The sequence below is a fragment of the Dyadobacter sp. genome (assembly GCF_039919315.1).
Lineage (GTDB): Bacteria > Bacteroidota > Bacteroidia > Cytophagales > Spirosomataceae > Dyadobacter.
On sequence record NZ_JBDSFX010000035.1, the window covers coordinates 27472 to 51522 of the forward strand.

Here is a 24051-nt window from a genome sequence, read left to right on the forward strand (position 1 = left end):
TATATTAAGTAAAATAGTTTTAGAATAAATGAATAGTCAACCCGTTCGAGTAAGATTTGCCCCTAGCCCAACCGGCCCGCTTCACGCAGGTGGTGTGCGTACCGCGTTGTATAACTATTTGTTTGCACGCCAGCAGGGTGGCCAGATGTTGCTTCGTATTGAAGATACCGACCAAAACCGCTACGTTCCCGGGGCGGAAGAATATATACTGGAAGCGTTGCAATGGCTGGGCATTGAAATCGATGAAGGCCCGCAGCAAGGCGGCCCTAATGCACCTTACCGCCAGTCGGAAAGAAAAGAAATGTACCGTGAGTACGCTGAAAGGCTGATCGAAGAGGGAAAAGCTTACTACGCTTTTGATACTCCTGAACAGCTTGACGACATGCGCAAGCGTCTCGAAGAAGCGAAAGTGGCGGCGGCGCAATACAATGCGATCACCCGTACAGAAATGACGAATTCGCTGACATTATCTGCCGAAGAAACAAAGGCTCGCATTGAAAGCGGTGAAGCTTACGTGATCCGGATGAAGATCATGCCGAAAGAGGAAATTCGTTTCAATGATCTGATCCGCGGCTGGGTGGTAGTACATTCATCACAGATCGATGATAAGGTATTATTGAAATCCGACGGCATGCCTACCTACCATTTGGCTAACATTGTGGATGATCACCTGATGGGCATTACGCATGTGATCCGTGGGGAAGAATGGCTTCCATCGGCTCCTTTGCACGTTTTATTATATCGTTACCTGGGCTGGGAAAATACAATGCCGCAGTTTGCACATTTACCTTTGTTATTAAAACCTGACGGAAACGGAAAGCTGTCTAAACGCGATGCGGACCTGGGCGGTTTCCCTATTTTCCCGCTTGAATGGACTGACCCTGTAACCGGCGACAAAGCGAAAGGCTTCCGTGAAGAAGGCTATCTTCCCGCTGCTACGGCTAACTTCCTCGCATTGCTGGGCTGGAATGCCGGTACTGAGCAGGAAATGTTCAGTATGGAGGAACTGATTAGTTCTTTCAGTTTTGAACGTGTGCATAAAGCAGGTGCCCGGTTTGACATTCAGAAGGCGAACTGGTTCAACCAGCAATATGTGAAACAGCTTGACGACTCATCGATTATTGCCGCGCTGATACCGCTTTATCAGGAAAAAGGAATTGAAGTAAGCGAATCGCAGATCGTTCAGATCGTTCATTTGCTGAAAGACAGGGTACATTTCATCAAAGAGATCGCAACCGAATCTGTCTTTTTATTCCATGCGCCTGATACCTATGACCAGGATGTGGTGGTTAAAAAATGGAATGAAGAAGCGGTCAATGCTATTTCAGGATTTAAGGATGCACTGACGCAATTCGAAGGAGAATTTGTTGCGCACGACATCAAGGAATTACTGTCTGCGACGATGGAATTCCTGGGTATCAAAATGGGCAAGATCATGCAGGCGCTGCGTCTGGCAGTGACCGGTGCCGGTACGGGGCCAGATCTGATGATCACCATGGAGATCCTGGGCAAACCGGAAGTGATAGCAAGGCTGGAAAATGCGGTTGACCGCTTACCGGCTCAAATTCGCCTGGCATAATCCTAATATGACCGCATGATCAAATTACATTGAAACCAGATTGATCATTGCATAATTTCGTAATCATTGATACACCCCCGTGGACGCGGCCACCGCGTGAGCGGCTTATTTCGATCAGACACATGGCTAAGAAAAAACAAGCAGATACGTCCAAGCCGACACAGGAAAAACCGCGCGTGCATAAAGATCTGGACGGTTTTGACATTCAGATCAATTCATTCGGTGAAATTACGACCAGCTTCGATATGGACCGTATCAATGAATTTTTGAACAAAAATGTAGATGACAAGAAGCTGCGCGACCGGGAAGACATTCCAGGCAGAAAAACGCGGAAAAAGAAAAAAACGTCTGAAGAGGAAGAAGAGGAGGAGGAATAGCAAGCCGTTACTGCAGTTCAAACTTACTATCAATTAAACCTTTTGCGTAAAGATGATCTCACACGAAATTGATTACAAAATTATTGGCGACGATATCCAGGTTGTGGAAATTGAGCTGGATCCAAACGAAACAGTGATTGCCGAGGCCGGTGCTATGCTTTTTATGGAGGACGGCATTCAGTTCGAAACCAAAATGGGTGATGGCTCGGAGGCTAATCAAAGCGTCATGGGCAAGATTTTCCAGGCGGGTACACGTTTGATCACAGGAGAATCGCTCTTCATGACGCATTTTACAAACCGTGGGGTAGGTAAGAAAAAGGTAGCTTTTTCGGCTCCCTACCCGGGAACAGTGATGCCTATCGACCTTTCGAAGATCTATGGCAATGAGTTGATCGTTCAGAAAGACGGCTTCCTATGTGCGGCAATGGGTACAAGTATGAAAATACACTTTAACCAGCGCTTCGGATCGGGTCTTTTTGGTGGCGAAGGTTTTATACTTCAAAAATTGAAAGGCGACGGACTTGCTTTTGTGCATGCCGGAGGAGTTGTGATCGAAAGGCAGCTTAATAACGAAACATTGCGTGTGGATACGGGTTGTGTAGTAGCTTTTGAACAATCACTGAGTTTTGATATCCAACGTTCGGGCGGCCTGAAATCAATGGTTTTTGGTGGCGAAGGAATGTTCCTGGCTACATTGAGAGGCACCGGCCGTTGCTGGATACAGTCAATGCCAATCTCCAAACTGATTCAGAGACTGTCCGTTATGGGGCCAAATGCTGGGAAAGAAAGCGGCTCCGTGATAGGAGGGCTTGGCAGGTTATTTGAAAGTTAATATTCGAATCAAGGAAATAGGTAGAGGCAGGTGGATGCGCGCTTGCCTCTATTGTTTTAATATAAACACACCTTTACTAGTCCCCAACCAGATTGTCTCCCGGGGACTTTCACAAAAAGCAAAAATACCTTCCGTATCAAGGTTCCTTAAATTCCACTCACCGTCCTTGGACACCCCGTAGTTTTGGTCACCGAAAAATGAAGCCCATACATAGTCCCTGCTATCGACGAATATCTTGTGCGTTTGGTAAATGACTACATTTTCATTCGGCAGATTCAATACATCGGCTTTTTTACCATTAAATTTAAAGATCTGCGGCCGCCCGGTAACCATGTTACTGGACAGCATATAGTTGATAGAAGCCACCAGTTCGTTCTGCTTGTTGGTGACGATATTGCCATAGTAGTACGAGTCAACACCTATCTCCTTACCTCTGTAAATCTGCAACTGCCCATTCTCGATCTTCACCAGCGCCGTCGTGTTCACGGCATCATTGACTGCGATCCATAAGCGATCTTCTCCGTCTACTGCCAGGCTCTGGACCATATTCCCGGGTATCTTTGAATTCTGCGGCGTGAATGTGGTAAATGTAGTTCCGTCATATTTTACGAGTCCTCCCGACCGGAAGCTACTGCACGAAAACCATACATTGTCTTTCGAATCAATGGCGATAGTTTGGACGTGGTTTCGGGGCAGACCAAAACTTTTTGCATCAATTCTGGTGAATTTGGAACCGTCGTACCTAATCAAATCGTCGCTTCCAACCCAGATATTTCCTTTTTTATCAATTTTAATATCACTAATAACAGCCTTACTGAAAATGGAATTGGTAGAATCATAAACAACTGTGGAGCTGCCATCATATTTAATAAGGCCCTGATTTAATGTCCCGAGCCAGGCAGTGCCCGCTTTATCAAAAGCAATGGCTGTGACGAAGTAGTCTTTTAAAATGGCTTCTGAAAAGCTGTCGGGAAAAGGGTCGCCGTCTTTTCCGTCTTTTTTGCAGGAAACCATTATGAATGCGAAGAGGCACAGGAGTAGTATATTTTTCATCACTTCAAAGTTGGGTTGGAACGCTGTTTAGGACGGACACAATAATTGCTCAGAAGGTTGTTATTTTCCCATTAAAAATTGAACATTGGCAAGCTATCTGAAAAGTACCCTTTGCGTACTGCTACCATTATCTGCAATGGTTTTCAAAATATAAATACCAGAAGGTAAATGATATACTGGCCTCACGGTAATTAATCCAATCGCTTCCCTGTCGGAGGTATAGATCGGATGCTCATTTCCCTGCATATCAAAGAGCACGCACTGGATTGTCTTACCGGCAGCAGCCTTCAAATAAAACTGCTGATTATTGACCGGGTTTGGAAACACGAGCAATTCCGGCGGGGCTCCGTTTAAAAAGAGTGTTACAATGGTAGAATAGGCGATGGTACCATTCGAATATTTCATTTGCAGCTTGTAAAATATACTGCCTTGTCCCGGATTAATGTCCTTATAACCATATACCTGTGAAACTGCGTCGGCAGCGTCAAAGCTTTGCAGATCATTGTAATTAACGCCGTCTATGGTTTTTTGAAGGGTCATTTGTTCCAATTCCGGATCAGCAGCCAGCAACCATGATACAAAAATATTTTGGCCCTGGGTCCTGGCCGCAATGGTATTGAAAAATTCAACCTCCTTGTAATTACTGTTTACATAAAATGCATCAGACACGCTTCCGGGAAGAACCGGTTTACTGGCAGTGACCCTGATCCTGTAATCACCATTGGGAATGTTGGTGGGTATGGTGATGAATAACGGACTTTTTGTGCCTGAACCTGCAATAGCCACATATTTACCTGCTTTATCCAATAATTCAGCCTGCATTGAAATGGTACCGGGAGCCGCACCGGTGATCTCATACGGGAGTGTAAACGATGCGCCCGGGTACAGTCTCGCCGGGGTGACACCCGTATGAATGAAGTATGCAGGCTGGATAGGGATGATTTTTTTTACAATAGAATCCTGTAAGCTGCGGTTCCAGGAAGTGGCCGCCAATGTTAGCCCCTGCATGCCGCCCGCGACATTTTCAAAATGGCCTGATACGGGTCTGGGAATTTGAATAGTATCGAGGTAGGGGCCTTTGAATGTATTGAAGTTCTTGATCTCGGTCAGCCGGTTCTGCGCATTCAGAATCGGCAGGTAGGGATCTTTCTGTGTGTTACTTGCCGAATTTCGGGCGATTACCCACGGAATGTTGTAACCCGTGTCCAGTCTGCTGTTCGCTATCAGTGTTCGGATATAATTAAAGTAGTCTTCTTCCTTAAAAGCTAGTTGGGCATCATTTTCACCATGTGACCATAGCACCGCCCTGATCCCACTGTATGAGGCAAAATACCTGATAGTGTTGACAATGTTGCTATAAGGTTGGCGGTTAGGCCAGAATTTGCCTACATACAAATTATACGCATCCTTTCCCGAAGCAGCGTCGCGGTAGTTTTCAGAATTCGCCGCTGCCCAGGCTGCATTGAAAAACAGGACCGGCGTATTCCATCTTTTGGAGAGTATTTCGCCCAATTCGCCCCAGTACCAGGCCGTTTCACCATTGGGGAAAATGTAATTATCACTTTTGAGTATTTCAAATTGCGGCGGCTGCATCGGTTCGTCGGGTGCCACGGTGATGTTTTCGGCATTCAAGGTTTTGTTGACTGCGTTCATCGAAACGACTTGGGAGGACGTGCTTTTTGCGCCCAGTCCCGGCAAGCCCATTGCATTGGAATTACCGGTCACCATCAATACTTCTCCCACACCCACACGCGGGACGACCACAGAATCCGTAATGCCTTCGTCGGAATATCCGATCAGTTTCAACCGGTACCAGCCAGTTTCTGCCTTTATTGTCGTACTCAGGAATCCCTGCTGTACTTGCTCCTGATCGAATGACCATTGTTTGGCTTTATGCACATTTCCTTCGACAGGCGTAAGGGAAGCGGTAATGCGGGCGTAGGGGGAATAGGCGTATCCGGTGATTGGAATGGTAGCGTTACCAGCCTGATCACGCTGCATGACCTGGTTATTAACGGGTGACGTAACGGTCAGCTGCGCGTAAAGGCTGGCGGGTACAGTCATCAAGAAGAACAGAACTTGCAGCCATTTCACCATATGCACGTTTCTTGTCAGAATATCTTTAACGATTGAAATTAGCCGAAAATTGATTCTAATTTGGAAAGAGAGGCAACTTAACAAAAAAAGAGCCGGCCCGATGCATGAACTGCAACCGGGCCGGCTCTTTAATATCACTCCAATGCTTAGTTATAACCTGGGTTCTGAGGAGTCAGTTTCGGGTTATTTTTCATTTCCTGGATACCCAATGGGAACAGTAAATGTTTTTCCTGCAAAGGAACACCGGAACCAACATTCAGGTTAAGGTGACCTACGAAGTTGTCAAAGCCTTTGGTTTTTTCGTTGAATACTTTACGCAAACGAACCATATCAAACCAGGTGATACCTTCGTAGCAGAACTCGTACCAGCGCTCTCTCCATACTGCCTCGCGGAAGGATGCCTGGGTGAAAGTTCCCAAAGCAGGAGTTGCAAGCGTAGATCTGTCCCTTACTTTTTTATAGGCGTCGTATGCAGCCTGAGTAGGAGCACCCAATTCGTTTTGTGCTTCTGCGAATATCAGAAGAACTTCTGCGTAGCGGATCAAAGGTACATTCAGGTTGTTATTACGCGATCCTGGTACGCCTTGTGAGCCATTGGCTGTCTGGTTGAAATGCTTGAATACGTAAGGAGCACCCAGGTTGAAAGGAGCACCATCACCATTTGTAAAATAAGTGGTATAGAAGTATCCTTCCTGATCTTTGGCTCTTAAATCACCTTTTTCATACGAAGCGTAGAAAGTTGGCGTAGGAACTGTACTTCCTGTTCCACCCGGACCTGAAAAAGTCACAGGCTTAAAGTTAGGATAGTAATCTCCGAGCGGGTTTCCAGCCACAGCAACATTGTACTGGATCTGGAAAATGTGCTCAACGCGGTTTTTAAGACTTTCCTGGTGTACTTGTTTGTAAGTAGCGAACAGGTTGATCGTTGCAGGGTTTGCATTGGCATAAGTGATTACTTCCAATGCTTTATCAGCAGCAAGCTTGTAGTGAGACGCACCTTTGCTCAATGGGAAACCAGCCATTGTCAGGTATACTTTCGACAAAAGTGATTTTACAGCCATTTGACTCGCACGACCATTGGTTTCGGTTACCGGGAAACCAGCTGCTTCCGCTGCAAGCAGATCTTCGACGATCAGCTTGTAAACTTCTTCCTGCGGCGTACGGCCAGGCATGAAATCTTCTGATTCAGCAGTCTGTGGTTTGGTGATCAAAGGAGCATCTCCCCAAAGTCTGACAATGTTAAAGTAAGCCCATGCACGCAAGAAACGTGCTTCACCGATCAGTTTGGTTTTTTGAGCTTCGGTTGCAGGAGCAAGGAAAGGAATGGTTGGAATCTTTTCCAATGCCAGGTTAGCATTGGCAACAATTCTGTACAAACCATTCCACCAGTTTACGATATGCGCCGTGTTACCGTCGTAAGTAAGTGAATACAAGTTGTTCAAATCTGAATTCTGACCTGTTTCAGTAGTTGCTGTACCTGTTACGGCTTCCAGCATTTGCCAGTTTGCAGAAAAGATCCCGGCTCCGTCACCATAAAACCGTAAGCCTGCGTAGGTTGACGCTACTGCTGCCTCAGCGTGATCCGGAATCGTGTAAAAGCTTTCCGGCGTAAGGTTTGACGGATCCTGCTCGTCAAGGAAATCGGAGCAACTCGTTGGCCCAAGCAAGATGGAGCCGCAGAGAAGTATTTTAGCTACGTTTTTGAAATTATATAACTTCATTTTGAATATCTTTTTTAATTAAATGATGAAACAGCTCATTAAAACGCGATCTGTAATCCAGCCATGTATGTTGTTGGCTTTGGATATCCGTGCCAGATCATACCTTGCGAAAACACGTTGCTATTTTGATCACCATTGGTTGGTGTTACTTCCGGATCTCCGTGAGGGTATTTAGTCAACAAGAAGAAGTTTTGTGCAGAAAGATAGAATCTCAGTTTGCTCAGCTTGATTTTGCTAACCATTTCCGCAGGGAAGTTATATCCTAGCAGTAAGTTTCTTCCGCGAAGGAACGAACCGTCAAAAACCCAGTGAGAATCCACGTTGGTCACATATCCCGCTCTTGTTTCACGAATCTCAGCAACCGGCGTATTCTGGTTGGTAGGAGTCCATGCATTCAATACGGAAGTGTAGCTGTTTGCAATAGAAACGCGGTCTTCACTTGGGTGCAATGTCATATCCAATACATCATTACCGTAAGAATAAGCCAGATCCAATGTCAGGTCAAACGCTTTGTAACGAACTGTGTTAGTGAATGATCCCCAGCCTTTTGGGCTACCGTTACCGATAATGCTACGGTCAGCATCAGTAATCGCTTTGTCACCATTCACGTCTTTGTACTTGATGTCACCAGGCAACATTTTAAGGTTGTTACGGTAGCTGGTAAACTGTGCAGCCTGATCTCTTTCAGCCTCGCTCCATGTTCCCAGACGGGTAAGTCCCCAGAATGATCCAACAGGCTCGCCAATACGGATGATACCGGTTTGGTTTGTAAAGTTAGGACCACCCACACCGAAGATATCGGAAGGAGTTGCCAGCGTAAGTACTTTGTTCTTGTTCAAAGAAATATTGAAGTTTGACGTCCATGTGAAGTCACCTGTTTCAATGTTCACCGTGTTCAAAGAGAATTCAAATCCTTTGTTTTCCATTGAACCAATGTTCTTTCTGATTACTGCATAACCGCTGGTACGTGGTACAGGAGCATCCAAAAGCATGTCGGTGGTTTTTCTGTAATAGTAATCCGCTTCAAGTGAAATTCTTCCTTTCAAGAAACTGATTTCAAGACCTGCATCTGTCTGAGCTGTTTTTTCCCATTTCAAGTCAGGGTTAGCCAACCTGTTGATACCCGTTCCGCTCACCTTTGTATCATTGTAAATAGTCGAGTAAGTCGAGCTTAGCAATGAAAGTGATGAGTAAGGTGGAATTTCAGAGTTACCGGTCAAACCGTAGCTGGTACGTACTTTCAGGTTAGAAATGATAGCATTACCTTTCAGGAATTCTTCATCCGATACTTTCCAAGCCAATGCAGCAGATGGGAAGAACGCAAATTTGTGGTTATCCCCGAATTTAGAAGATCCATCCGCACGTCCGGTTACTGTGAACAGGTACTTATCAAGCAATGTATAGTTCAAACGACCGAAGTAGGAGTTAAATGCAAAGCGTTGTGCACCCGAACCAACCGCGTCAGATGGCAAAGTAGCACCTGCTCCAAGGTTATCGAAACCGAAGTAGTCGGTAGAGAAGTTACGTACGCCTGTACCTGTTGTAGCTACGTTTGTTTCCTGCCACGAGATACCCGCCAATGCATTGATCGAGTGAATTCCCCAGCTCTTGTTGTAAGTCAGGTAATTTTCCCACGACCAGAATTGCTCCTTTCTGTACTCTTTTCTGGCTGTTCCAAATTCTGAAATAGCTAACGTACGTGTCTGTGACTGGTTTACTTCCTGATTGATAATATTCACACCCAGTACTGAACGCAATTCCAGACCTTTTGCAAGGGTAAGGTTACCATACAAGCTACCCAATGTAGTAGAAGTATTGACATTGTATTTACGTCCGTTCAATCTGTGGATTGAGCTGAAAGAACCTTCTGCCTGTGGATAATCACGGTTGTTAGCATAAGTTCCGTCTGGATATTTCACAGGAAGGAAAGGGAAATCTTCTACCATCTGACGTGCTACCGCATCGTTGATATCCACGATGTTTTCAGCCTGATTGTTGTAGCTCAATGTAGCTCCGATTTTCAACCAGCTCTTTACCTGATCGTCAATGCTGAAACGGGTTGAGTAACGTTTCAGGAAAGATTTCTGAATAAGCCCTTGATCATCACGGTAGTTCAGAGACAGCGAATATTGCGTTTTATTGTTACCGCCGCTGAAACCTAATTGGTGATTTTGAGAAATTTTGTTCTGAGTAGCTTCTTTGAACCAGTCAGTATCGTAGTTAGGAAGATATTTACCTCCTGACAATGTGAATACGTCCGGGTGCAGTTTAGAGAAAGCCGCTCTGCGTACTGTCGGGTCAAGGTTGGCATATTTGCCGGAAGACCATCCCGCAGGGTCATATTTTTCGATGTTTTTGTAAGCAAGATCTTCTACATCAAGATACTGTTGTGCATTCAATGTATGAGGTCTTTTTGGTCCGATGGTAGGAACGCTGATGTCCACATTATAGGTAACAACGCCTTCGCCCGACTTGCCCTTTTTAGTGGTAACCAGGATTACACCATTCGCACCTCTCGCTCCATAAATTGCAGTAGAAGACGCATCTTTCAACACTTCCACAGAAACGATATCATTAGGGTTGATATAGTCGATTGCCGAGCTGTATTGATTTTGCGTTGCTTGCGGAAGCATTACTCCATCTACTACATATAACGGGTTGTTAGACGAGTTGATCGAGCTGAAACCACGGATACGAACATTGGACCTACCGCCTGGGCGGCCTGAGTTAATGTTAACCTGTACCCCTGGTACTTTACCGGACAGAGACTGGTTCAAAGACGGGGAAGGGCGCTCGCGCAGCTGATCTTCTTTAACGGAACCAACAGCTCCTGTTAAGTCAGATTTCTTCGCGGTACCGTACCCGATCACGACTACTTCACTAAGCGCCTTGGAGTCAGACTGGATTGCAACATCCAATGTGGAGCGGTTGCCCACTTCCACTTCCTGGCTTACATATCCTACAAAGCTGAAAACCAATGTAGCACCATTGTCGGGGATCGACAGGGTGTAGCTGCCGGTTCCGTCCGTAGTTGTTCCCGTGCTGGTTCCTCTCACCACCACGTTCACACCCGGCAGACCGTCTCCGTTTTCTTTGTCGGTTACTTTACCTTTGATTGTTTTATCTACTTTAATGAAAGAGGTGGTCGCGGTTCCAACATTGTTGGCGGCTACCATCAGGGGGCACGAGAGTGCCGGCAGTATCAGTAGGGAATTTCGGATGCTCCTCATTCGGAGCAGCCATTGATTAGTATCGGTATTTTTCATGTAAGGTTAGTTAGTTAAACGTTTTTCATAGTTTGAAATCTAAATACACAGCGTTAAAATGGTGGGATTAAAAGGGTCGGCGTTTTGTCATTCATAGATGTTCGTTTGAGTTAAAAAAATAATTGAAAATGTTATAGGTAATGTTTATTTAATTCTATTCATTTTTGATCATACGTTGGCACCCTGTGATTCACCACAGCGTGGACTCATCAAGTCCTGTTCTAAATTTTAGGAGGGGACTAAGGCAACAATAAGTTTTCTGACGTGGATGGGGTTGACGAAAAAGGCATCAGAAAAGCAGCATAACCTGCCAAAAAAATACTCAAAGTTGATTGGTGTCAGTGGTGATTAATTAATAAGTCTTAAAAACACCTTGCAATATTATAATATTTAACACTAAATTTTGAATAAGGCCGGGAGAAAAAACATAATTATTTGTGCAAACGTTTGCATAATTTTCGCTTAACATTGGCGCTTAGACCCGTCTGATCAGGCAGTTAGTCTCCATTTGGACACAAAAAAACCGTTCTAGGCCAACATTTGGCAGAACGGTTTTTTGTTAAACAATGAGTGATTTTTGAGTGATTAGTATTAGTTTTTGCAAAAATGGTACCTAAAACATTCCTGTTTTTTCACTATTAATCCTGCTAGCCGCCGTTAGGCAAGGTCAACAGTGCGTCCTGTGCGAACCGACTCATCGCATGCAAAAGCGATCTGCAAACTGGTTACCGCATCCTGCAAATGATCCGTCAGATCCAGGTTTTCACGAACTGCTTTCAGGAAGTAACGCTGCTCTCGGTTACATAGCTCCTGGTGGTCAGGCTCGTCTTCCAGGTTGATCCAGGTATCCTGGTGTACAAATTCGTCCTGATCATTCAGGTCGGCGTGATGTATGCGAATGGATTCTGTTTTGGTATGTGCTTCCACGGACGACGACTTGCCGCTTGCGCCAGCATCCTTGGCAACAATGGAGGCAGATCCTTTCGGCCCGATCACATCTTTAACGAAGAAGGCAGTTTCGCTGATCATGGGTCCCCAGCCAGCCTCATACCAGCCTACTGAACCATCTTCAAACCAGATCTGAAGTTGTCCGTAATTGTAATTTCCAGCAGGGATATCCTCGGTCAGCCGCGCACCGATCGCATTCACGCGAAGTGGTTTCGAGCGCGTCATCTGGCACATTACATCTATATAATGTACGCCGCAGTCCACGATCGGGCTTAGGCTTTTCATGAGGTTGCGGTGAACGCCCCACATGTAGCCGTGGCTCTGCTGGTTGAGGTTCATACGCATTACTAGCGGCTTGCCAAGATTTTGCGCTTCCGCCACAAAACGTTCCCATGAAGGGTGAACGCGTAAAATGTAGCCAACAACCACTTTCTTACCAGCTTTCGTAGCAGCTTCTACCACACGCTTCGCTCCGTCGACAGTATCAGCCAATGGTTTTTCAATAAACACGTGCGCGCCTGCTTCCAACGCCTTCACCGCGAAATCCTCATGCGTATCCGGGTAGGTCGAAATGCAGACAGCGTCAGGCTTGGTTTCCTTTAATGCAGCATCATAGTCGCTGAAAAGGCTGTAACCACCACCGAGTTTTTCGTTCAGGGTTTCTTTACTTTTTCCGGTGGAAACGATCCCGCAGATCTCAAAACCATCCAATAACTGATAGGCAAATGCATGGGATGCGCCCATATTGCCACAACCGACTACCAGTACGCGAAGTGGGCTTTCATTTTCAAAAGATGACATAGTAAATGGGTAATGTTAAGATTTTGGGTTAGATGGGGAATAGGTAATCAAGGAACAAAGCAATGCTTCATTTTGTGTCAAAATTAGAGATTTAAATCGTTTTTTACCCTGGCGGATTTTAGAGTGAAAAAAAATCTACGATGAGTGGCACATATTTCTGAAATTCGCCGCTACCCGATTTTCATTTATGTTAAAATTCGTCAGTAAATGATTAATACATGAGAACATCGGCATTGTAGAATGATTTACTTTTGAAATAAATTGAGACCTGATCTTTAACTATGACTACTTCACAAGATACATTGGATAGCATCCTGGAAAAATCACAGGAGGCTTTTATCATCATTAATACCTATCCGATTTCAAAGCGCGTGGATTTCATGCGGACCGTTGCAGCGGAAATCGAAGCACTGGGCCCAGAGTTGATCCAGACAGCGATGGCAGAATCCAACCTGCCCGAAGCACGTCTTAACGGTGAAAAAGGAAGAACTATATTTCAATGGCGTAGCTATGCTGACGCAGTGGAACGCGGTCAGTCGCTGGATGCCAGCATTGATACTGCTAATACAGAACGTACCCCGCCGAAACCTGATATCAGGAAAACCAATGTCGCATTGGGCCCTGTGGCCGTTTTTGGGGCAAGTAATTTTCCGTTTGCGTTTTCAACGGCGGGCGGCGACACCGCGAGTGCTATTGCTGCGGGTTGTCCGGTGGTCGTGAAAGCACATCCGGGACATCCCAAAACCTCGCAAATCATGGCTGACGCGATCAGTCGTGCAGTTGAGAAAAGTGGTTTTCCCGAAGGAACATTTGCACATATTTTTTGTGAAACCAATGAAGAGGCACAGGCGCTGGTAAGTCATCCGGTGATCAAAGCCGTAGGATTCACTGGATCCAATCGTGGCGGATTGGCGTTGGTCGATATTGCTAATAAGCGTCCGGAGCCAATTCCAGTTTTCGCAGAAATGGGCAGCATTAATCCCGTATTTCTTTTGCCTGGAAAACTAGCTGCCTCCGCCAGCGAAACAGCCAGGCAATATGCCGCTTCGCTGACTTTGGGTGTGGGTCAGTTTTGTACCAATCCAGGGCTGTTGGTTAGCCTAGACGGTCCAGGCCTGGAAGCATTCACAGAGACATTAAGTGAAGAAATACTGAAAATCGTACCTGCTCCGATGTTGAATGCAGGCATTGCAAAAGGCTACACGGGCAATCGTGACAAGGTAACCTCGCAATCGGGCGTTGCGTTACTCGCTGTCGCTACCGCAGAGGCAGCGGAAGGCCAGGGTGCCGCTACTGTCGCGACGGTATCGGGCATTGATTTTCTGATTAATGATGATTTGCAGCAGGAAGTTTTCGGGCCATTTGCATTGATCGTGAAATGTAAGGATGCTGACGAGTTGCTGGCAGTTGCTGGCAAAATACATGGACAACTTACTGCCACATTGTTGGCGACGAATGAAGACCTCGCATCTTATCGGGAACTGGTTTCAGTGATTCAGACCAAATGTGGGCGGATCATTTTTAATAATTTCCCTACCGGAGTGGAAGTTTGTAAATCCATGCACCACGGCGGGCCATTCCCATCGTCGAGCAACGCACAGTACACATCTGTCGGAGCCGATTCGATCAAGCGTTTTGTGAGACCATTGAGTTTCCAGAACTGGCCGGATGAATTTTTGCCCGATGAATTAAAAAATGCAAATCCGCTGGGTATTTGGCGGACTGTTGATAATGAATTAACGAACGCAAGACTTGCCAAGTCAAGGTGACCCCGTCTTGAAGACTTACCAAGTCTTTCTCTCTCCCATAAACTATGCGTAAAACTTTTTTTTGTATTGATGCCCATACCTGTGGCAATCCCGTGCGCGTAGTGGCGGGTGGGGGGCCACTTTTGCAGGGCAATAGTATGATGGAGCGCAGGCTTCATTTTCTCAAAGAATTCGACTGGATCAGAAAAGGCCTGATGTTCGAGCCACGCGGGCATGATATGATGAGCGGGAGCATCTTGTACCCGCCCGTTGATCCTGCCAATGACATTGGTGTATTGTACATTGAAACCAGTGGTTGCCTGCCGATGTGCGGTCATGGTACTATCGGTACCGTCACTATTGCGATTGAAGAAGGCCTTGTAACACCCAAAATTCCGGGTAAGCTTCGTCTGGAAACACCCGCGGGATTGGTTTTGGTGGAATATGTTCAGGAGGGCAAAAAGGTTAAATCGGTCAAGCTGATCAACATTAAGTCTTTCCTGGCCGCTGAAAATTTGCAGGTAGAATGTCCCGATCTGGGTACATTGACCGTAGACGTATCTTACGGCGGTAACTTTTATGCAATCGTCGATCCTCAGGAAAATTTTAAGGGCATTGAGAATTATACGGCTGACCAATTGATCAGTTGGAGTAGGGTTTGCCGTCAACGAATGAACGAACAATACAAGTTTGTTCATCCTGAAAACGAACATATCAACGGCCTGAGCCATTTCCTTTGGACGGGCGCTACGCTCGACCCGACATCAACTGCGCGGAATGCTGTTTTTTATGGTGACAAAGCCGTTGACAGGTCTCCATGTGGTACAGGTACCTCGGCCAGGATGGCCCAATGGCACGCCAAAGGCAAATTGAAACAAGGTGATCAGTTTATTCACGAAAGCATTATTGGCTCCAAATTCACTGGAACTGTAGAGGAAGAAGTTACCATTGCTGGCAAACCTGCCATTATTCCAGGTATCGAAGGCTGGGCAGTAGTGACGGGCTATAATACGATTTTCATTGATGATGAAGAAGATCCGTATGCATTTGGGTTTCAGGTGTTGTGATTTGGTGTCGGCTGTTCGATAGCAATGGTGAATTGTCATTGATCGTCATGAATGGTCAATTGTCGTCATGAATGGTCAGTGGTCATTCGTTAGTTTTCCTGGTAGCCGGTGACAAAATATTGGCGGAAGAATTATAATATTGTAGCTTACAGAGATTAACACCTGACAACTAACTCTTGACTTTTTATGCCCCCGGAAAGCAATTCCTTTAAGCCCACATTGGGTCTCGTAGATGCAACAATGCTCGTAGCCGGTAGTATGATCGGATCGGGCATTTTTATTGTCAGCGCAGATATTGTGCGAAATACCGGAAGTGTGGGCTGGCTGATGTTTGTGTGGCTGATCACAGGGTTTATGACGCTTACGGCTGCATTGAGCTATGGAGAGCTGAGTGCCATGTTCCCCAAGGCGGGTGGTCAGTATGTTTATCTCAAAGAGGCATACAATCCTCTGATCAGCTTTCTGTACGGTTGGAGCTTTTTTACGGTGATCCAAACCGCCACCATTGCCGCTGTGGCGGTGGCATTCGCTAAATTCACGGCATATCTATTGCCCCAGTTCAGCGAGGATATTATTGCATTAGATTTAGGTTTTCTCAAAATATCCCCCGCGCAGCTACTGTCCATTGTCGTGATTGTATTGCTGACGTTTATTAATACACGTGGCGTCAACAGCGGAAAAATCATACAAACCACATTCACGGTGACCAAGCTGTTGAGCTTACTCGGTCTGATTATATTCGGGCTGTTTTTCATGAAGCCTGAGGTATGGGCGGCCAATTGGGATTCTGCAACCATGTGGGACCTGCACAAATTGAATGTCGACGGAAGTGTAGCGTCGCTCACGACCATTGCAGCTTTTGGAGCGATTGCAGCTTCGATGGTAGGGTCGATTTTCAGCAGTGATTCGTGGAATAATGTAACATTCATTGCAGGTGAAATCAAGAATCCGCAGCGTAACATTGGGCTGAGCTTAGCGCTGGGAACGATCATTGTGACCCTCATTTACGTGATGACCAATGTCATGTACACCGGTGTTTTGTCCATGCATGAAATTGCTTCTTCCGATAAAGACCGTGTCGCGGTTACTGCATCCAATATGATTTTCGGAAATTCCGGAACGATCATTATCGCGGTGATGATCATGATTTCCACATTTGGCTGCGATAACGGACTCATTATGTCTGGCGCAAGAGTTTATTATTCGATGGCCAAAGACGGATTGTTTTTTAAGAAAGTAGGGGTTTTGAACAAAAACTCAGTTCCCGAATTCGGCCTTTGGATCCAATGTGTGATCGCTTCGTTATGGGCGTTGAGCGGCAAGTATGGTAACCTGCTGGATATGATTTCCTTCGTGGTAGTGGTGTTTTACATGCTCACGATCATTGGGATTTTTATACTTCGTAAAAAACGTCCCGATGCAGAAAGACCTTATAAAGCTTTCGGTTATCCTTTCCTCCCGATCATTTACATTGTAATGGGACTCGCGTTTTGTGTTTTATTGATCATCTACAAGCCTGAGTATACCTGGCCGGGACTGATCATTGTGTTACTGGGCATTCCTGTTTACTATATGGTCGCTCGTAAAGAAATTGTAGCTTAGTAAAATCATATTAAAGTATACACCAGCCTGTAACGGTTTCGCAAACGTTACAGGCTGGTTTTTTTATTGTCTAAAATACTCGTCGAGATTTTCCATTCCAGCAAGAAATCCTTCTTTAAAGCCCATCTGGATAATTTGTTCCAGGTCCGCAAGGTTATCATACTGAATGTTGATAGACACAGTAGTCGAATCCGACGTTCCAGTAAACTGGTTGGTCCATGTAGATCTGCCAAAGTCGGGGTTTAGGTTTCCCTCTTCGTCGCAGAATGCATCTATTCCTGAAAAGCTTTTCAGTGGGGATATAGATTTGTAATCCAGTCGCGCCCAATGTTCTTCTCCTTCCGGTCCGACCATTGCGTATAACCAGGAACCACCTTCCTTGAAGTCCTGGCTTTTCGTTCTGGCTTTCCAGGGTTTGGGAGCCCACCATTGGTCAAGGATATTGCTCTGTGTCCACGCAGCCCACACATTGGCGACAGGTGCGGCAAATTCTCTTTCTACTTTGATTTTGTTGTTTTCCTTGTCTACGGAAAAATTAACAAGCAGGTCAGTTTTCATTGTTATTGGAATTTAGGTTGATTAATACTTGGTCTAGTTGGCTGAAACGGTCTTCCCAGTGCTTTTTGAACTGGGCAAGCCAGTGGTCTAATTCTTTCATTTTTGCTCCATTAAAATAATAATGAATCTCTCTCCCGGTCTTGGCCTGAGTCAGCAACTCGCAATCGGCCAGAACTTTGATGTGCTTTGAAACCGCCTGTCTGGTTGTGTCAAAGTGTTGGGCCAGCGCATTAGGCGTCATGGATTGAGCGGCGATGAGTACTAAAATCGCCCTTCTCGTCGGGTCGGCAATGGCTTGAAAAATATCAGCTTTCATTGGTAAACTAAATAATATGCAACTCTGTGGTTGCAAATATAAATGCAACTTTTGAGTTGCGCAATTTTTTATTAAGTTTTTTGAGAAAAAAGAATCGGAGGGCTAGCCCAAGACTTCAGTCTTGGGTCTTTTGAGCGCGGGTGCCTCGGGTACCCAGCACCTTCATATCATGCCAGTTTATAAAAGAATAATAACGGAGGTTTTCAAGATCAGCCTGGCTGCGAATGGCGGGCCTATATCTGGCTAGCGAAGTTGCATTCGCAACCCTGGCACCGATAGCGGACAAGCTAATCGCAGTAAAAGGCGCGCCAACCATTGCGCCTATGAACTGCGTTTCAAAATCATCGGGAAGCATTGGATAGAAGATCGCAATCGCGGCTATGCCTGCCAATAAGCCCATAGTACCTCCGAGAATACCGGAGTATCGACTGCGTACGCGAACTTGTATTAGCTGTTTGTCGAGAGGAATTGTTTCGAGTAATTCGGGGAGGCTGTCAATAAGGAAAAGATGTCCAGATTTTTTTGTGATCTGGATCGTAGAGTCTGTGACCTGGTATAGATAACCCTTTTTGAATTTTGTATTTTTAATGGAAATAAAGCATTTGTAAGGATAAATCGGTTTTTTCTGAGCAGTTGCGGAATGTGCCCATAGCATCATGATGGTGCAGTGGATCAAGAAAACGGAAGATAATTTCATAGTGCATTCCTACCAAATAGTTTGATCAATATACCAAATGTAGATCAAGGAAAAGCCCAGAAAGCTGCACTGTCGGTTAATGCTTCCTGCACCCGTTGAGTAGGAACAATGTCAATTTTTGGGCAGTCCAACCTTTTTGATGATCAGGTTAGCTTTTTCAACTTTGTCTTTGAACAAAGGCTGATCTTCATATTTGTTTTGCCGGTCCGGATTGACCTTGAAGCCATTAGGAAGTTTGTTCTTGTCGGAGATCGACTTCGTTTTCATATTAACAGGTGTTGTGTGGATAGTATTCCGGTCGCAAGATACCGATTTGTAATTCATCGAAACCAAAGGAAAATTAAAAAGAAAAAAAATCACATAACGCCAAACACCCCCATACCAATCAACACACCCACCACCGCCCAACCCGCAACCTGCAATACCAGCGGATGTTTGTAGCTTCCAATAAGTCGGGATTTGCGGCTGGCCAGGAGGATAATGGCGAGAGCTATGGGCAAGACGAAGCCATTTAACGTTCCCACGAATATCAAAATCTTGATAGGGCGCCCTATTAACAGAAAGACAACTGTTGAAATTAATATAAAAACAATGGTAAGGTAGGTGTGGTATTTATCCAGAAATGGATGGAATGACCGTAGAAAGGAAATGGAGGTATATGCCGCCCCTACAACCGAAGTAATGGCCGCCGCCCAGATCATTAACCCAAACAATTGCTTTCCAAATCCGCCAGCTGCATTTTCGAAGACCGAAGCTGCGGGATTTTCGGGATTAATGTGCGTGCCGGCAACAACTATTCCCAGTGTCGCAAGAAAAAGCATATAACGGATAATGGCTGTCACCAGAATACCGGTGGAGGCACTTTTGTTAACCTGCGGCAAGGAAGATTCTCCGCGCACGCCTGAGTCGAGCAGGCGGTGGGCACCTGCGAATGAAATGTAGCCGCCTACGGTCCCGCCTACGAGGGTAAGCGTGGCGATGGGATCAAATTTTTGAGGAAAGAATGTATGGGTTATTGCTTCGGCGATCGGAGGGTGGGAGGTGAATGCAATGTACAGGATCAGCACGATCATCAGAAACCCGAGAATTTTGGCGAATGTATCCATAGCCTTACCAGCTTCTTTGAACAGAAAAATGGCAATCGCAATAGCTGCACTTACCACCGCGCCAGTCTGTACCGGAACCCCGGTCATAGCTTCGATGCCCAGTCCGGCACCGGCCACATTTCCAATGTTAAATGCCAGTCCGCCGACAACGATCAGTAAAGCGAGTAAATAGCCGAGGCCAGGAAAAAGCTCATTAGCGAGATCCTGAGCAAGTTTTCCAGACACCGTAATAACCTGCCAGATGTTATACTGCACACAAAGATCGATGATGATCGACAACAGTATGATGAAACCGAAGCTCGTCATGAGCTCTTTGGTAAATACTGTCGTCTGCGTCAGAAAGCCCGGCCCGACCGCTGATGTGGCCATTAGAAAAGCTGCGCCTAGCAGGGCTTTGGAGGATTTAGGTGATGACATTTTTTGCTTTTATTTGCGATTTTATTGCCACGAATGCACGAATTATTAGAGCCTAATCATTTCCAAAACCGCCACCGCCCGGAGTCTCAATCGTCAGAATATCACCAGCTTCGACTTTTAAACTACAAATTCCCGGCAACTCTTTCACTACCTGATCGGTAATCAATGTGTGTTTGCCGCATTGTCCGTTTGCCCCGCCATTCAAACCGTAAGGCGCATATTGGCGATGTTGCCCGAGTAATGTCACCTGCAAAGGCGCGAGGAATTCGACTTTCCGGACGATCCCGTCGCCTCCCTTAAATTTCCCTTTTCCACCCGAATTTTTACGCACGCCGAATTCCAGTAACCGCACCGGATACTTGCGTTCCAGCTGTTCGGGATCGGTAATGCGGGTATTGGTCATATGCTGGTGCACGGCAGACCTTCCCGGAAACGTTTTTCCCGCACCAACTCCGCCGCCGATCGTTTCGTAATAACCAAAGTGGTCATTCCCGAAGAGAAAATTATTCATAGTTCCCTGGCTGCAAGCCGCCAGACCGAATGCTTTTAACAATGTATCCACCAGCCGCTGACTTACCTCGGTATTGCCGCCCACTACGGCAGGACATTGTTGGGGATCGTCAGAAAAATCTGGATGGAGGAAGCTGTTCTCGGGAAGCTTGATCTCCACATTTTTCATTAAACCATCATTCAAAGGAATTTCTTTGTCTACCAACAGCCGCAAAACATACAGAATGGCGCTGTACAAAATTGAAATATTTGCATTCAGGTTATTAGGGTGAACTGATGATGTTCCGGTAAAATCGAAAAGTTGCTGGTTCGGCGTGATATGGATTTTTACTTGAATGCAATGTCCGTCGTCGAGGTATTCCGTAGCTTCAAATGTCTGATCTTGTAATGGTAAAAGTGCGGTTTTCAATTGTTTAACGGCACTTTCTTTAAGCAGGGACATGTATTTTTTTACTTCGGAAAGGCCATGTGTTTCTACCAGTTTCAAAAGCTGCTGACTCCCTTTCCGCAAAGCCGATAGTGCTGCAATGATATCCGCTTCATTGGAAATAAACGACCGGGTAGGATAGGGGCCCGTCGTGAAAAGCGCCCGGATTGTATCCCATTGAAATTCATTACCGCGCACCAGGTATTGCGGCAGAATGACCACGCCTTCCTCTGCCAGACAAGTGGCATCCGGTGGCATGGAGCCAGGTGTTTTTCCACCAATCTCGGCATGGTGCGCCCGGTTGATCACATAGCCGATACATTCATTTACCTCTGTAAAAACACCTGAAATGAGTGTGATATCAGGCAAATGAGAGCCTCCGTACCTGGGATGATTGGTAATGATCACGTCACCCGGGCCAATGTGGATCGCGGCTCTCACAAGCCTGCCGCAAATTCCCATACTACCCAGGTGAACCGGAATGTGTTGTGCATTCACCAGCAGCTCACCTTCGGCATCAAGCAATGCGCACGAAAAATCCAGCCTTTCTTTTACATTCACTGAAAACGCTGTGCGTTGGAGCTGCACGCCCATTTCTTCTGCGATAGCATTAAACCTGTTGGTGAAAAGCTGCAGCACAACTTCTTCCCGATGACTATCCGCCACTACTTTCCGGAAAGTATCCCTGAATGCAATGGCGTCTTTTTGATCCTGAATGATCAGTTTCCAGCCTTTTGGAATAAAGGAGGTTGAAGTATTGTTCAGCAATATGGCCGGGCCATTGATCTGCGACCCTGAAAGTGCGCTATCCCATTCGAAAATGCCAATCATGCCATTTTCTTGATCATTTTCTATTTCAAAAAAAGGAATAACCTGCCTGGAAGGAGTAATAGTTTGTCCCTCTTTTTTGATTGATTCTGGTTCGCCAAGTGTTGTTTTTTCCTGGACTTTCAGTTTAATGCTTTCCAGCTCAATACCCAGGTTTTGCGGATAGTATCCGAACTGCGTTTTATATGCTTTCTCAAAAGCTAGTAAAGTGTCACCATCATCGAAGTGCGTTTCAATCGTGTTTTCCTGTCCGGCAAAGCGGAGGTATACATAGCAAAAAGCAACTTCATAACTTTCGACACCCTGGGCTTGAAGAGATGATGCGGCAGACTGAATGAGTTCACTTTTCCATGCTTCAATGCGGGATTCGGCTTCTGTCCATGGTAGCAATATTTGTTTGGAAACAATGGTACTGATCAATGCTTCACCCATACCTACCGCACTGAAAAGACCTGCGTCGTAAGGGATAATGACGGTGTTCATGTCGAGCAGCTCGGCCAGCTGGCAGCTATGAAGCCCGCCCGCCCCGCCAAATGTAACTAGCGAATAGTCGTGGGGACTAATGCCTTTTGCAACTGAAATTTTACGGATAGCGTCAGCCATTTTCTCATTGGCGATCCGTTCCAGGCCGGTTAGCAGCTCCCGAAATGTTAGTTTATTGCCGGTTTGCTCCTCAATGGATTTTGCTAATGAGTCAAGTTTTGCGACTGCTGCTTTGGGATGAACGGGTATGCCGAACTTAGCAGCATCCAGTTTGCCCAGCAAGAGGTTTACGTCGGTGATCGTCAGCGGGCCTCCGGCTCCGTAGCAGGCAGGACCAGGACTTGCACCTGCGCTTTCGGGCCCGACCTGCAATGAAAAGCCGTCGAACCAGCAAATGGAACCTCCACCTGCGGCCACTGTTTCAATAGCGAGCATGGGATTATGAAACTCGATCCCGTCGATTTCTGAAATGTATTTTAATTCCGGCTGGCCGTCGATCAATGCAGTATCCGTGCTCGTACCGCCCATGTCGAATGTGATCACTTTCGGAAATCCTAGACGGCGGGCAAGGTTGGTAGCTGCCACCATTCCACCTGCTGGTCCGCTTAGCAAACTGTCTTTGGCACGAAACCCGCTTAATTCCGCCAGACTTCCGGTACTCGTCATCACTTTGAGGGTACCGTTGCTCAAAACGCTTTGTATGTTATGAAGGTACTTGTCCAGAATGGGATCGAGGTAAGCATTTACAACTGCAGTTTGCGTCCGCCGCAGATAATGTGAAAATGGAAACAGACTGGACGAAGAGGACACATATTTGAAACCGTGATTCCTAAAAGCATCGGCTATGGCTATTTCATGAACCGGATTCTGATATGAATGCAGCAAAGAAATCGCTACCGATTCGTATGCGCCTATTTGCGGTAATGCATCATTTTCTCCGACATAATCTTTTAAAATATTCCCAGAAGCATCCAGTCGCTCATCCACTTCGAGGACGTCGGTGTACAGTAACTTAGGCTCGGGAATGTTGAGTTGGAAAAGTGAAGGCCGCTGTTGATTGCCAATGTAAAGCAGGTCTTTAAAACCTTTGGTAACCACGAGTAATGTCTTTGCTCCTTTCCTTTCCAGCAATGCATTGGTCCCACGGGTAGTGCCCAGCCGCATTTCAATGGGAAGGAATGGTTGGTTCAGCGGAGTTTTAGTAAGTAACCGCGCCGCCAGAACAGGCGCTTCTTCACTTGTAGTTATTTCAAAATCAGCCGGATTAATGAAGTGAATGTCGTCTTCCAGCGTTAATGTTTTCTCTTTGTGGTCAACGGAGACGAGTCGACAAGATTCACTTTGACCTTGAAAACTGAATTGATAGCCAATTAGCAAATCATCACCAAACTCCCAATTTGCCTCAAACCTATACTGAAAAGCCTTTATTTTCTCAGTGATCCGTCCCCTCAGACGGCTTGAACTAAGAACTTTGATCCGGGTTTTGTTACCAGTCGGGTCAATGGCCAGGCAGTCTGTGAAGGTGCCGCCGGTATCAATCCATATTTTCCAGGAGGGGTTATTCTTTGGTTCCAAAATGATCCGGCTGCTGAGATTAATGATGAAGCACCAAGGTAAT

17 protein-coding genes are annotated in these 24051 nt (G+C 45.9%); 6 read left to right on the plus strand and 11 right to left on the minus strand.

Features of this window, described 5'->3' with window-relative positions; genetic code table 11:
* The first annotated feature begins 28 nt into the window (after positions 1-28).
* The 3 genes from gltX to ABIO93_RS10055 all read left to right on the plus strand — a co-directional run bounded on the left by gltX (position 29) and on the right by ABIO93_RS10055 (position 2788).
* The gene (gene gltX, locus ABIO93_RS10045; protein ID WP_348067113.1) at positions 29-1579 is read left to right on the plus strand and encodes a glutamate--tRNA ligase; all 1551 of its coding nucleotides are present in this window, start codon (positions 29-31) and stop codon (positions 1577-1579) included.
* 122 nt (positions 1580-1701) lie between these two features.
* Positions 1702-1956, plus strand: a complete 255-nt coding sequence (locus tag ABIO93_RS10050; RefSeq protein ID WP_348067268.1) for a hypothetical protein — start codon at positions 1702-1704, stop codon at positions 1954-1956.
* 52 nt (positions 1957-2008) lie between these two features.
* The gene (locus ABIO93_RS10055) at positions 2009-2788 is read left to right on the plus strand and encodes a TIGR00266 family protein (protein ID WP_348067115.1); all 780 of its coding nucleotides are present in this window, start codon (positions 2009-2011) and stop codon (positions 2786-2788) included.
* Between the two features lie 48 nt (positions 2789-2836).
* On the opposite strand, the gene ABIO93_RS10060 is transcribed toward ABIO93_RS10055, so the two are convergent.
* The 5 genes from ABIO93_RS10060 to ABIO93_RS10080 all read right to left on the minus strand — a co-directional run bounded on the left by ABIO93_RS10060 (position 2837) and on the right by ABIO93_RS10080 (position 12674).
* Entirely contained in the window at positions 2837-3841 is a 1005-nt protein-coding gene (locus ABIO93_RS10060) for a two-component regulator propeller domain-containing protein (protein WP_348067117.1), read from the minus strand.
* A gap of 93 nt (positions 3842-3934) precedes the next feature.
* Complete coding sequence (locus ABIO93_RS10065) at positions 3935-5905, minus strand: T9SS type A sorting domain-containing protein (protein WP_348067270.1); 1971 nt, start codon at positions 5903-5905, stop codon at positions 3935-3937.
* Positions 5906-6084: 179 nt separating this feature from the next.
* On the minus strand, positions 6085-7659 hold the full coding sequence (locus ABIO93_RS10070; protein WP_348067119.1) for a RagB/SusD family nutrient uptake outer membrane protein: 1575 nt from the start codon (positions 7657-7659) through the stop codon (positions 6085-6087).
* 38 nt (positions 7660-7697) lie between these two features.
* A complete protein-coding gene (locus ABIO93_RS10075; RefSeq protein ID WP_348067121.1) occupies positions 7698-10925 on the minus strand; it encodes a TonB-dependent receptor in 3228 nt (1075 codons plus the stop codon).
* Positions 10926-11582: 657 nt separating this feature from the next.
* On the minus strand, positions 11583-12674 hold the full coding sequence (locus ABIO93_RS10080; protein WP_348067123.1) for a Gfo/Idh/MocA family oxidoreductase: 1092 nt from the start codon (positions 12672-12674) through the stop codon (positions 11583-11585).
* Between the two features lie 281 nt (positions 12675-12955).
* Here ABIO93_RS10080 and ABIO93_RS10085 point away from each other — a divergent pair, with 281 nt between their 5' ends.
* The 3 genes from ABIO93_RS10085 to ABIO93_RS10095 all read left to right on the plus strand — a co-directional run bounded on the left by ABIO93_RS10085 (position 12956) and on the right by ABIO93_RS10095 (position 17091).
* Entirely contained in the window at positions 12956-14443 is a 1488-nt protein-coding gene (locus tag ABIO93_RS10085; protein ID WP_348067125.1) for an aldehyde dehydrogenase (NADP(+)), read from the plus strand.
* A 44-nt stretch (positions 14444-14487) separates the two neighbouring features.
* Complete coding sequence (locus ABIO93_RS10090) at positions 14488-15489, plus strand: 4-hydroxyproline epimerase (protein WP_348067127.1); 1002 nt, start codon at positions 14488-14490, stop codon at positions 15487-15489.
* A gap of 186 nt (positions 15490-15675) precedes the next feature.
* Entirely contained in the window at positions 15676-17091 is a 1416-nt protein-coding gene (locus ABIO93_RS10095; protein WP_348067129.1) for an amino acid permease, read from the plus strand.
* 63 nt (positions 17092-17154) lie between these two features.
* Here ABIO93_RS10095 and ABIO93_RS10100 read toward each other — a convergent pair whose 3' ends face one another.
* The 6 genes from ABIO93_RS10100 to ABIO93_RS10125 all read right to left on the minus strand — a co-directional run bounded on the left by ABIO93_RS10100 (position 17155) and on the right by ABIO93_RS10125 (position 24008).
* Positions 17155-17649, minus strand: a complete 495-nt coding sequence (locus ABIO93_RS10100) for an SRPBCC domain-containing protein (RefSeq protein ID WP_348067131.1) — start codon at positions 17647-17649, stop codon at positions 17155-17157.
* Positions 17639-17965, minus strand: a complete 327-nt coding sequence (locus ABIO93_RS10105) for a metalloregulator ArsR/SmtB family transcription factor (protein ID WP_348067133.1) — start codon at positions 17963-17965, stop codon at positions 17639-17641. The genes ABIO93_RS10100 and ABIO93_RS10105 overlap by 11 nt, the downstream gene beginning before the upstream one ends.
* 115 nt (positions 17966-18080) lie before the next feature.
* Complete coding sequence (locus tag ABIO93_RS10110) at positions 18081-18662, minus strand: hypothetical protein (RefSeq protein ID WP_348067135.1); 582 nt, start codon at positions 18660-18662, stop codon at positions 18081-18083.
* Positions 18663-18773: 111 nt separating this feature from the next.
* Positions 18774-18929: a hypothetical protein gene (locus ABIO93_RS10115; RefSeq protein ID WP_348067137.1), complete on the minus strand. Its 156-nt coding sequence runs from the start codon at positions 18927-18929 to the stop codon at positions 18774-18776.
* A gap of 89 nt (positions 18930-19018) precedes the next feature.
* A complete protein-coding gene (locus ABIO93_RS10120) occupies positions 19019-20185 on the minus strand; it encodes an NRAMP family divalent metal transporter (RefSeq protein WP_348067139.1) in 1167 nt (388 codons plus the stop codon).
* Between the two features lie 52 nt (positions 20186-20237).
* Positions 20238-24008 carry a hydantoinase B/oxoprolinase family protein gene (locus tag ABIO93_RS10125; RefSeq protein ID WP_348067141.1) on the minus strand — a complete coding sequence of 1257 codons (3771 nt, stop codon included), beginning with the start codon at positions 24006-24008 and terminating at the stop codon, positions 20238-20240.
* Positions 24009-24051 lie beyond the last annotated feature (43 nt).

Bases quoted from the DNA above. Each gene is read 5' to 3' on its own strand.
- gltX (WP_348067113.1), top strand. From the start codon at position 29: ATGAATAGTCAACCCGTTCGAGTAAGATTTGCCCCTAGCCCAACCGGC.
- ABIO93_RS10050 (WP_348067268.1), top strand. From the start codon at position 1,702: ATGGCTAAGAAAAAACAAGCAGATACGTCCAAGCCGACACAGGAAAAA.
- ABIO93_RS10055 (WP_348067115.1), top strand. From the start codon at position 2,009: ATGATCTCACACGAAATTGATTACAAAATTATTGGCGACGATATCCAG.
- ABIO93_RS10060 (WP_348067117.1), bottom strand. From the start codon at position 3,841: ATGAAAAATATACTACTCCTGTGCCTCTTCGCATTCATAATGGTTTCC.
- ABIO93_RS10065 (WP_348067270.1), bottom strand. From the start codon at position 5,905: ATGACTGTACCCGCCAGCCTTTACGCGCAGCTGACCGTTACGTCACCC.
- ABIO93_RS10070 (WP_348067119.1), bottom strand. From the start codon at position 7,659: ATGAAGTTATATAATTTCAAAAACGTAGCTAAAATACTTCTCTGCGGC.
- ABIO93_RS10075 (WP_348067121.1), bottom strand. From the start codon at position 10,925: ATGAAAAATACCGATACTAATCAATGGCTGCTCCGAATGAGGAGCATC.
- ABIO93_RS10080 (WP_348067123.1), bottom strand. From the start codon at position 12,674: ATGTCATCTTTTGAAAATGAAAGCCCACTTCGCGTACTGGTAGTCGGT.
- ABIO93_RS10085 (WP_348067125.1), top strand. From the start codon at position 12,956: ATGACTACTTCACAAGATACATTGGATAGCATCCTGGAAAAATCACAG.
- ABIO93_RS10090 (WP_348067127.1), top strand. From the start codon at position 14,488: ATGCGTAAAACTTTTTTTTGTATTGATGCCCATACCTGTGGCAATCCC.
- ABIO93_RS10095 (WP_348067129.1), top strand. From the start codon at position 15,676: ATGCCCCCGGAAAGCAATTCCTTTAAGCCCACATTGGGTCTCGTAGAT.
- ABIO93_RS10100 (WP_348067131.1), bottom strand. From the start codon at position 17,649: ATGAAAACTGACCTGCTTGTTAATTTTTCCGTAGACAAGGAAAACAAC.
- ABIO93_RS10105 (WP_348067133.1), bottom strand. From the start codon at position 17,965: ATGAAAGCTGATATTTTTCAAGCCATTGCCGACCCGACGAGAAGGGCG.
- ABIO93_RS10110 (WP_348067135.1), bottom strand. From the start codon at position 18,662: ATGAAATTATCTTCCGTTTTCTTGATCCACTGCACCATCATGATGCTA.
- ABIO93_RS10115 (WP_348067137.1), bottom strand. From the start codon at position 18,929: ATGAAAACGAAGTCGATCTCCGACAAGAACAAACTTCCTAATGGCTTC.
- ABIO93_RS10120 (WP_348067139.1), bottom strand. From the start codon at position 20,185: ATGTCATCACCTAAATCCTCCAAAGCCCTGCTAGGCGCAGCTTTTCTA.